This is a genomic window from Nonlabens sp., assembly GCF_047636915.1.
Taxonomy (GTDB): domain Bacteria; phylum Bacteroidota; class Bacteroidia; order Flavobacteriales; family Flavobacteriaceae; genus Nonlabens.
The window spans coordinates 1-10,112 of sequence record NZ_JBLIGN010000088.1 but is presented as its reverse complement, the minus strand read 5'-3'; the positions used below and the strand labels follow the sequence as shown (position 1 = coordinate 10,112).

Annotated in this window: 9 protein-coding genes and 1 tRNA gene; 5 read left to right on the top strand and 5 right to left on the bottom strand. The window is 37.3% G+C overall.

The features are described from left to right. Positions 1-904: alpha/beta hydrolase (locus ACJAT0_RS11090; RefSeq protein WP_415181701.1), on the top strand; the 904-nt coding region annotated here is incomplete at its 5' end. A gap of 836 nt (positions 905-1,740) precedes the next feature. Further along, complete coding sequence (locus ACJAT0_RS11085) at positions 1,741-3,012, top strand: DUF2130 domain-containing protein (protein ID WP_415181700.1); 1,272 nt, start codon at positions 1,741-1,743, stop codon at positions 3,010-3,012. A gap of 415 nt (positions 3,013-3,427) precedes the next feature. On the opposite strand, the gene ACJAT0_RS11080 is transcribed toward ACJAT0_RS11085, so the two are convergent. From ACJAT0_RS11080 to ACJAT0_RS11070, 3 genes are all read right to left on the bottom strand, one after another. Then, positions 3,428-4,015: a DUF6642 family protein gene (locus ACJAT0_RS11080; RefSeq protein ID WP_415181699.1), complete on the bottom strand. Its 588-nt coding sequence runs from the start codon at positions 4,013-4,015 to the stop codon at positions 3,428-3,430. Between the two features lie 363 nt (positions 4,016-4,378). Beyond that, positions 4,379-5,476: a heparan-alpha-glucosaminide N-acetyltransferase domain-containing protein gene (locus ACJAT0_RS11075; RefSeq protein WP_374004388.1), complete on the bottom strand. Its 1,098-nt coding sequence runs from the start codon at positions 5,474-5,476 to the stop codon at positions 4,379-4,381. A 730-nt stretch (positions 5,477-6,206) separates the two neighbouring features. Continuing rightward, positions 6,207-6,280 (bottom strand) — tRNA-Asp (locus tag ACJAT0_RS11070). Positions 6,281-6,541: 261 nt separating this feature from the next. Between ACJAT0_RS11070 and ACJAT0_RS11065 the strand changes: the two genes are divergently transcribed. Next, the gene (locus tag ACJAT0_RS11065) at positions 6,542-7,366 is read left to right on the top strand and encodes an HAD family hydrolase (RefSeq protein WP_415181698.1); all 825 of its coding nucleotides are present in this window, start codon (positions 6,542-6,544) and stop codon (positions 7,364-7,366) included. Positions 7,367-7,420: 54 nt separating this feature from the next. On the opposite strand, the gene ACJAT0_RS11060 is transcribed toward ACJAT0_RS11065, so the two are convergent. Beyond that, positions 7,421-7,936 carry a dihydrolipoamide dehydrogenase gene (locus tag ACJAT0_RS11060; RefSeq protein ID WP_415181697.1) on the bottom strand — a complete coding sequence of 172 codons (516 nt, stop codon included), beginning with the start codon at positions 7,934-7,936 and terminating at the stop codon, positions 7,421-7,423. 52 nt (positions 7,937-7,988) lie between these two features. Between ACJAT0_RS11060 and ACJAT0_RS11055 the strand changes: the two genes are divergently transcribed. Together ACJAT0_RS11055 and ACJAT0_RS11050 are read left to right on the top strand one after the other, a co-directional pair. Then, complete coding sequence (locus ACJAT0_RS11055; protein WP_415181696.1) at positions 7,989-9,113, top strand: tetratricopeptide repeat protein; 1,125 nt, start codon at positions 7,989-7,991, stop codon at positions 9,111-9,113. A 20-nt stretch (positions 9,114-9,133) separates the two neighbouring features. Beyond that, positions 9,134-9,622, top strand: a complete 489-nt coding sequence (locus ACJAT0_RS11050; RefSeq protein WP_415181695.1) for a hypothetical protein — start codon at positions 9,134-9,136, stop codon at positions 9,620-9,622. Here ACJAT0_RS11050 and ACJAT0_RS11045 read toward each other — a convergent pair. Further along, the coding region (locus tag ACJAT0_RS11045; RefSeq protein ID WP_415181694.1) for a glycosyltransferase family 2 protein at positions 9,594-10,112 on the bottom strand (519 nt) is incomplete at its 5' end. The two genes, ACJAT0_RS11050 and ACJAT0_RS11045, sit on opposite strands and share 29 nt — an antisense overlap.

The window sequence follows — 10,112 nt, the reverse complement described above, 5'->3', positions numbered from 1 at the left end:
AAAAAACATGGATATTTTAAAATCATTAAAACTTATAATGACCACAGTGCTGTTACTTTTAATTAGTGCTATAGCATTTAGTCAAAAGTTAGCCCCAAAAGACAGAAAAACAGAGCCAGATCATACCATTTACTCCAAGATAAGGGGAAGAGATTATCAATTGTACATTTCTTTTCCTAAAAATTATTCAACAAAAGACACCATTACGTATCCCGTTTTGTATTTTTTGGACGGTGAGTATGCCTTTCCCACAACCAGAGGAACAAGAGAGGTTTTAGATTGGGGAAACCAAATAGAAGATGTAATCATCGTAGGAATTGGTTCGGGACTTAACTTTCTTTCTTGGTACAATGATAGATTTGACGACTACACGCCGTCAAGAGATACTGTTTGGGAAAATGACGCAAGTTATGGTAAAAATGCAATTTTAAAAGGATCTTTAACAACTGGTGGCGCAGCTGAATTTCTTAAATCAATGAAAACCGAAATAATCCCATTCGTAGATAAAAATTATAAAACCAATGCTGATAGAGGTATTACAGGACATTCGGCTGGAGGGCTTTTTACAGCGTATTGTTTGATAAATTCAGATGGCTATTTTACTCGATTTGGTATCAGTAGCCCTTCATTTTGGTGGGACAATCATAAATTATTAAACCAAGCCGTTGCACAATTCAGGGAAAATAAAACTTGGGATATACCGCAAACTAAAATTTTTATTTCCTGTGCTGAATATGAAGGGACAAGATTTATTCCCGCAATGCAAAAGATACAAAGATCTCTTGAAAATGCTGATTATAAAAACATCGAATTAAGGAGTCAAATATTTGAGAGCGAATCACATCTTTCCGTATGGCCTGCCAATATAAGTAAAACCCTTATCAACTTGTATGGTAAAAAATAGGCGTATAACAAGACCTTAAGGCCTCATGAAAACAGGAGACCACCTTTTTTAAAGCGTTTTAAAGATTAGATCCTGCCCTCATGTACCGTATAAAATTAATTGCTGGTAAATTGATTATGTGCTAAATTCCAAGCGGCCTTTCTTGGTAGATATCTTTAGTAATTCGGTTAATTAACCTCTTGACGAACCGTATACAAAAAATGACCAACCGTCAGGAACAGAAAACTCTTGACACTATTAAGGTTATATGACAATAAGTTTGACTTCCCAGCTTATCAATTAGTTTGGACTGATAAAGAAAGAAGAGATCCTTGGGAAATTGGGTGTGACGAAAATTGGAAATTTAAACAACCGGTTTTGGACAGAAATAAAGACTTTAAATTTTACGAAGAACTAAACTAGGGAGTTTTTAGGACAAAAGAAACGTTGGACGGAAAGCCAATTTTATGGGTGGATCATTACGAAGATCGCGATTGGCAATTTCAGAGCTATCAAAATCCTGATTTAGAAAGCGCATAATTGATAGGCTTAGAAAGCAGGGTAAATTGAGACCCAACTTTAAATGAAATTTACCACTTAAATTTTGTTCACCCTGCTACAAGAGAAACGGCTACATCGTCATAGAAAATTATGGATAGCCAAGAATAACGTATGGAAATAAACATCCCTTTTCTACATCAACGTTGAAAATACTACTGCGCTAAACTCTCAGATTTATATAGCGCATTCTCGAAACCTGTTAATTGATTTCCTATATTTATGGACTCCGTACAAAAATGGAGCCTCCACCACAGGACCTGCTGGAATTTGTCATAACAAAAAAAATACAACTACTCATGAGCCAAGACAACAACGTAAAATGCCCCAAGTGTAAAGAAGTGTTTAAGGTAGATGAAAGCGTTTACACAGACATTGTAAAGCAGGTAAGAGACCAGCAATTCCAGCAGGAACTTGCTACCAGGCTAGACGCGGCAGAAAGAGAGAAGCGCACTGCCGTAGAATTGGCTACTTCTAAGGTGGAAGCTGCGTTGCAAAAACAACTGTCAGATAAGGATAGAGAAATCGGTGCGTTGCAGCTCAAGAGCAAAGAGGCTTTAATGGAAGAGGTTTCTAAAAAAGAAGTTACCATCAGACAGTTGCAATCTCAAGTGGACCAATCTGAGTTGACAAAAAAACTGGAAGTCTCTCAGGCAACTGCGGTAATTGAAAAACAGAGGGACCAACTTATCAATGATTTAAAAAATATAGAAACGCAAACAGCGCTTTCAGAAAAGTCCTTAAGGGAACAGTTCAACAACCAGCTCGCTCATAAGATGGAGTCGCTAAAGTTGAAGGAGGAAGAGATAGACCGTTTAAAAGACTACAAGCAAAAGCTATCTACTAAGATGATAGGCGAGACGCTGGAGCAGCATTGTGAGAATGAATTCAATAAACTCAGAGCTACGGCTTTTCAAAACGCACATTTTGAAAAGGATAACGACGCTTCTGGAGGTACAAAAGGAGATTACATTTATAAAGAAACAGATGCGGAAGGCAACGAAATCATTTCTGTTATGTTTGAGATGAAAAACGAAAACGACCATACGGCCACTAAAAAAAAGAACGAAGATTTCTTTGCAAAACTGGATAAAGACCGCAAGGATAAGGCTTGTGAATATGCCGTATTGGTATCTCTTTTAGAGTCGGATAATGAGTTTTATAACACTGGTATTGTAGATGTATCTTATAAGTACGAAAAGATGTTTGTCATAAGACCTCAGTTTTTTATTCCTATCATCACACTGCTTAGAAATGCAGGTATGAAGGCCTTAGAATACAAGGCAGAGCTTAACGTAATGAGAAATCAAAATATTGACATCACTAGTTTTGAAGATAAAGTAAATGATTTTAAAACAGGATTTGCTAGAAATTACGATTTGGCCAGCCGCCAGTTTAAAGTAGCCATAGACGAGATCGATAAGACGATGACGCATCTTCAAAAAACTAAGGATGCCTTGCTGTCCTCGGTAAATAATTTACGTCTGGCCAATAATAAAACGGAGGAGTTGACTATAAAAAAATTGACTCACGGCAACCCGACCATGAAGTCAAAGTTTGACGACCTGTAACACCAGTTTTATGGGGTTAGAAGAAGAATCGGCTTAAATGATAGGGAAATTATCAAATGAACAGAAGGGGTTACTTTTAGAAGTGCCCGGTGAATACATAAATTAAAAGCGCACTTTTAGCTAACATATGAGGTTCTTTAGGCATCCCTCTTGGGATCCATAAAGGGGACCGCACTTGGTTAGAAATCACAAAGCAATGTTTGCGGGAAGGGTGTTGTATGGGAAGCATTTTTATCTCGCTTTTCCAGAAGCAGTATCATTCACAAGTACTTTGTATGAGTTGGGTTGATGGAGGTAAAAAGTCTATTGATAATCAGTACCACGTTTTTTTTAAGGATTAAAACTTAAAAAACAGAGTGCTTAGTTTATTTTGGTAGCCTTGAGTATATCTGCCATTAGCAAGATTAATGAGTATTTAATAATACAGTCTAAAACCTAGTAACGTACACAATTTACTGTGTTTATCGTACATGCGCTCGACGACTTCCTTGATGTCATCGTTTTCATAAAACAGACTAAAAAACACGCGGTCTATGGTAAATGCGCTGGACATACTTTCTGAAGGATATCCATAGCCAGAAATGGCTCGTGCGCCTGTGACGTCCATAAAATACTGAGACTCCTCTCCTGTTAGATCTAATATCTTTTTGTTGGCAAAATGGATCACTTTACCGTTTAATTTACCCTCAAAAAGCTCTGCAATCTCTTCCATACTGTAATAGTAATTGTTGATAAGAATGTTATTTGCTTCTCCTGGTAAAACAAGGTATATGATTTCATAATCTTTAAAGTTGTGGTCGTCATATAGCAAATAGCTCAGGCTTTCTTCTAGGCCTTCTAAGGTATCGCATGCTTTGTAAATGCTGGTTATATTTTGGTTCAAAGCGATGTCTTCAAGAATTTTAACCACTTCGGTAGTTTCAGAAGCTTCAGTATCAGGAACTACCTCGAGGCAATAGATAAAATTTTCAGCATCTGTTACAGATAGTTCTAGTTCACTCATGGATTTGGTTGTTTTTAAATACACATCAAATATGTTTGACGTATAACCGCCTATTCATTACGCAAATTGCGATATAAAATCCAAGCAGTGCAAATCACCTGCGGTTTTTTGTGTATGGCATGTGCCGTTACAGATAGTTTGAATATCGAGTGTGGATTAAGGAATTGCGAGTTTCGAAAATCGGAAAGCACAATAGAGACGATGGACCAGAACATGGCCATCCTATAAGGTACTACAAAAAATAAGTATCCTATTAGGCCAACAAGGAAAAAAGCGATAGATGCGTTTATAAGTATCTAAATAGAGCCCTTTGTTTAGTCCACTTCCTAAAGCTTCTAGCTCATCCACCTATAAAGGGTTTTCTTAAGACTTGAGGCCATTAAGTTTTTTGAATTTGTTGCGCAGTTTTTTGTAAATAAAGGCATTGGTCTTGATCCCGTATAAGGAGATCCAACAAACGATAATGATAAAAAGAACAGCACCTGCAGCAGCTTGATAAGGATTCAGTGATCTCCCTAAGAATGGTGATAAACCCAGTCCAGTCAGGCTGCCATAGATAATTACAAAATGAATGACATAAATAGAAAGTGTTTTCTGACCTATTTTAAATATCATTTGATTCTTTAAGAACTTTTCTAGAGCATAAAACAATCCCAGTAATATCAGTACATTACCTAATCGGGTAAATAAGTAATTGTAGTAAGCTACTTGTTTAAAAAGGAGGACATCGGTCGTGTAATAAAGCTTCATAAATAAATAGGAAGAATTATAAATCAATACTGTTCCCACGACCATAAATCCAGAAACTAAAACAGGCTTAAATTTTTCTCTGCCTACAAAACGGTAAAATAACGAAGCGATAAATGCTCCTATCGCCATATAGCCCATCCACGGTAAAATCGTAAAAACAGAACCATTTGATTTGGTCAGATAATTTGCAAAGATGATTGGGATTCCTGTGGTGTCCAGTTCTCTGTACCAAGGCTCCATAGTGAATATAGAAATCCCTATTAAGAGCATAAGAATGGAAAAAATCAAAGATTTTTTAAAAGTCAAATAATAAATGCCAACAGTAATTATGATCGAAAGTCCTATACAATGTAACACATCAACTGCTAAAAAGGAATTGCTGAAGGTGCCCGTAAGCCATTCTAAAATAGGCGTTCTAAGTCCATAGCCTATTGCGATGAGCAATAATCCTCGCATCAATCCTTTACGTATACGCTCAGGTGCCAGTCCTTTCTTTTTGGACTTCATTAAAAGGTATGTAAAGACTATTCCAGAAATAGTAAAAAAAGTAGGGGCCGTAATCCCTCTAAAGTAGCTCCAAAGTTTAAAAGCAAGACTATTCATGTTTCTGTATTCTGGCGCAAGTAGGGTATCAATAAAATGTCCTTGCAACATCATAATGATAGCAAATGCACGCACGGCATCTATAAAGAAAAGTCGGTTGGTTTTCAAGATTATTTAATTGTGGTAAAACTAAGGTTTATTTAAAAGAATAGAGACTCTCTAAAACAAAATAACGCAGGCACTGCAATGCCTAAAATTAGCGAGTAGATTATTTTTTGATCTGTAATGACGGTCCAGTTTTTTTTTAAGTGTAGACCATAAGGGCTTGTTGATCAAGCCATAAATGCATAGTCCTTCTTGTAATTCCTTTTTTAAAGGAACCCCTTACTTTTTAATCTCTAAGCACAATCTGATCCTATAGCTTTTCTAGAATTTTTAGAATGATGTTTTATTTTCTTAATCAAGGTAAAATTATCAGTCTTAGCTGGAGTTGCTGTGTAAAATCTTAAGGTAGAAAAAGGGAAAGAAAATCCTATAAGAAGGGAAAAGCCACATGCTTTGAATATCAGTGCTCATTTGCCTTCAAGATGATTTAGGAGGCCTTAAACTAGATCAGAAAGTCAGTTTTAAAATGCTGTTGTAACGCAGAGGAAATCACTTCTAAGTAGGCCATAAATAAAAACACATATGTAAAAAAAAAATGGTTTTTTGGAAGCCAGCTACTGCCTTTGGACTATCGATGGCATAGAGATTCAAAAAGCCAACTATTATAAAACAAAAAAGCCTCTCCGTTTGGAAAAGCTTCTCAAAAAGTAATTAAAAATTACCTTCAAATTCCTCATGTATTTCTGAGGGCACACAACTTGAATTGCTTATTTCAATGACTATCGAAATATTGCGGTCTGGACGGGACTCGAACCCGCGACCCCATGCGTGACAGGCATGTATTCTAACCAACTGAACTACCAGACCGTGTTCATATAGAACTAAACTTTCACATTTCTGCGTTAGCGGTGGCAAATATACTTTTCATTTATGAATAGACAAGGCTTTTTTATCTTTTTTTTAAAAATAAAAGCATCATTTTTCAAGTTTTCAATTAATACATCAGCCACTATCTGAACCTGAGATATTAAAGCTATTTCCCAGTTCTATTTTTGTTCAAATGATAAGCTGGTGGAATTACTGATCAGGAATACGGCAAGCGATGTGGTTAGTATTTATCTTTGGAGGATGATAAAACTTTTTGCTACAGATATAGACGGTACGTTATTAGATAAAAATAGATTTTTATCTGATCGTACCTGTGATGAATTGGGGAAGTTAGATATTCCTAAAATATTGATTTCGGCCAGGATGCCGCAAGCCATGTATTACCTTCAAGAGGCCTTGCATATTTTAGAAAGTCCCATGATATGTTATAATGGCGCCCTCGTTCTTCATAAGATGGAAGTTTTATACGAATTGACGATTCCATTTGAGGAGATCAAGGCGTTGACCCGTATAGGGCAGGAATTTGGCCTTCATGTAGCGCTTTACCGCAATACCGAGTGGTTTGTGCCTGTAATGGATCAATGGGCACTGCGAGAAGAGCATAATACAAGAGTGACTCCTGCGGTTCAAGACACTTCTGTGACGCTGGATTACTTGGAGCAGACTAAGGATCTAGGCGGCGCTCACAAGATGATGTTTATGGGTGAGGAGTTGGCTATGGATACCGCTTTCGCCAAAGTGGAACAGTTATTCAACTCTAAAATACATGCATACAGATCTAAAAGCACCTATACCGAGATCACGCCAAAAGGCACTTCAAAGGAAGTGGCATTGAGAAAACTACTGGAATTGAAGTTTCCAGAAATTGAAATGAAAGATGTAGCAGCCTTCGGTGATAATTATAACGATACCGATATGCTGGCAGCTGTAGGTTATGGAGTTGCTGTGGAGAACGCTAGAGAGGTGGTTAAAAAAGCTGCAGGATACTTAACGGCGCATCACAAAGAAGATGGTGTGGCACGATGGCTGGAACAAAACGTACAAAACGTACAAAAAAACGCATAAAAAAAGGCAGTCCTAATTAAGGGAACTGCCTTCTTCAAAAAATCCATAACTTGATTACTCTATAATAATATCTCCTGTAGTTAAACCTGCTAGACTCATAACAGCATTGTAATCTGAATAATCCATAGTAGTGCTTTGTAAATCTACGGGTAGGATCACTATTCTAAAAGTTTGCGCTGTAATATCAGCTGCTGAGAGTAGGTTTAAATTTGTGCTGGCTGGTGCATCGATAAATATTCTTGCATCACCATTAGTAGCATCAAAATTATACTGGAATTCTCCAAAGTCGGAGTAAATAACTTGTGGTAAAAGTCTCCATACATCTACGGTGCCGCCGTTATTTCCAGGAACTTCATCCCATAAAAGGTATACTAAAGTCATGTCATTAGGAAATACAGTTACTGTTGCAGGATAATCAATAAGCACCTCATAATCTGGCGCAAAGAAATCTACGGTCGTTTCAAATGATGTTGCGGCTATATGAACACCATCGAACCCTGGAGGTCCTTGTGGTCCATCACAAGCGGTTAATGTTATAGCGAGAGCAAAAAGGAATATAAGATATTTCATAATTAGTTGTTTATATACACATCTTTTCAATAAGTGTGCCTAACTTTATACAATGAAAAATTATTTTTTATTTATACTCGTCATGAGTTCCTTTAAAATGATCGCACAGACATCGGTTGCCGATAGCCTGTTACAGATAGGCAACTATCAAGCAGCGATAGAGAGGTATAAAGTTGGCCCAGAAAGCGAATTCAAAATTGCCCGTGTGTATACTCAAATGGGTGATGTCTATGCGGCGCTTGCTTCTTATGAGCAAGGGTTTAAAAGAGACAGCCTTAGTCTACAGCCACGATTTGAATATGCGCGCATCGCATTAGGGAACAACGATCCGGTGACTGCCTTTGACAAGCTATTGAAGCTTACTACAGAGGTGCCAGATAACGCGAGTTATCACTATTATATGGGTAAGGCTTATGAGGATTTAAACAATGATGCTGCTGCTATCTCCGCTTTCGCGAAAGCGGTATCCTTAAATACATCTTATCGAGCAGCGCGTATTGAGCTGGTCAAGTTGCTCCTTAAAAACCGTAAATTTTACAAAGCTATTCAAAGCGCAACAGTTGGATTAAATATCTATCCTGAGGATATAAAAATGAATAGTTTAATCGCTCAATCCTATTTAGGAGGAAAACGATACGACAAAGCGATTGCGCATTTTGAATTGCTATTTAGTCTGGGGAACGATACAGATTTTAATCGTAAAAATTTAGCTTGGTCATACTTTAACGACCGACAATGGCAGCTTGCAATAGCTAATTATGAGTGGTATAATCGAGATTATGAAGAAGGCAATTCACAGGTGCATTTTATCATGTCACAGGCGTATTTAAAGTTGGGAAAGCTGGACCTTGCTCAAGATTATATAGAGCGTTCCATAGCTTTTAAAACGCCAGAATTGCATCAAGAATACTTGCAGCTAGCGACTATTTACGTGAGGCAAGAAGATTATAAAAATGCCTTTTATGCCACTAAAAAAGCTAAAAAAGAAAAGTCGGATAACGATCTGATCGGCTATCAATATGCCCTAGCAGCAGATCAATATTATGCTGATAAGCCAAAGAAACTGGAGTTTTACGAAGAATTTATAAAACAATACCCGGAAAGTGCTTTTCAGGACCTAGCAAATGCTCGTGCAAACGATTTGCGTAAAGAGATCTTCCTAGCTCCCAAAAAATAGAAAGGTCGTACATTAGCTTTATGAATAGAAGAGGTGTCTTTTTATCAATTGTAGCCATTGCTTTGTGCATTTCTTGCTTATCGGAAGAGCAAAAAAGAGAGCAGGCAAATAAAAGTGCAATTAAAGATCTGGAAAATTTAGACATGACAGCTATAGATAGCTATCCCTTATTTGATGCTTGCGATGAAATGATCACCACAGCAGATTGTTTTTATAAAAACCTTCATGAGGTCATTGATCAAAAACTTAAATCAGGAGCTGTACCTATTCAATTAGAAAAAAAGGATAGCATTTACGCATCGATTACGGTAAGTAAACAAGGTCGCATTCAATACGATAGCATATTTAAAAGTGCGGCTGCTATCGATAAGGATCAAATGGATGCATTGCTCAAGAGCAGGCTTCACAGCTTTCCTGTTATAGAAAGCGCCATAAAAAGTTCTAGGCCAGTGGCTACTACCTATAAATTACCCATCATATTTAGTCCTGTGGACTCGTTGAAGCATTAATTTCTCTTCCTTGCCACTGTGGTTTTGAAAGACTCTTGAGAGCTATCAAAAGGACTAGAAATGGATAAAGCAAAAAATTTATACCGACAAACTTCCAATTTACATTCTCAAAAAACTGATCTCCAATGACCAGTACAATCACATCAGTAAATGCTTTGGTAATAAGGATGCCTATCAGCATCTGGTCGGTAAGGAGCGAGAAATACCATAAAATAGGACTGCAAACAAATAACAAACTCATGAGTAAGACCTGAAAACTAACGAGCTTGTTGAGCAAGCTTTTGGTCTCACTTCCTTTTTGTGCCCATCGGGCACGTTGAAGGATGACCTCTTTTAAGTACTTTTTAGAGAATGTAGTCACCACCGCTTCCGGGTTTTTAAGGTAATGGCATTTCATGACGTCTTCTGCAGCGAGTTTTTCTAAAAGGAAAATATCATCACCGCTTGAAATATGTAGGTTGTCTTCATATCCGTTCACCTGTTGAAAAGC

Coding starts and splice junctions, on each gene's coding strand:
- ACJAT0_RS11065 (WP_415181698.1), top strand. CDS start 6,542: ATGATAAAACTTTTTGCTACAGATATAGACGGTACGTTATTAGATAAA.
- ACJAT0_RS11085 (WP_415181700.1), top strand. CDS start 1,741: ATGAGCCAAGACAACAACGTAAAATGCCCCAAGTGTAAAGAAGTGTTT.
- ACJAT0_RS11050 (WP_415181695.1), top strand. CDS start 9,134: ATGAATAGAAGAGGTGTCTTTTTATCAATTGTAGCCATTGCTTTGTGC.
- ACJAT0_RS11055 (WP_415181696.1), top strand. CDS start 7,989: ATGAAAAATTATTTTTTATTTATACTCGTCATGAGTTCCTTTAAAATG.
- ACJAT0_RS11060 (WP_415181697.1), bottom strand. CDS start 7,936: ATGAAATATCTTATATTCCTTTTTGCTCTCGCTATAACATTAACCGCT.
- ACJAT0_RS11080 (WP_415181699.1), bottom strand. CDS start 4,015: ATGAGTGAACTAGAACTATCTGTAACAGATGCTGAAAATTTTATCTAT.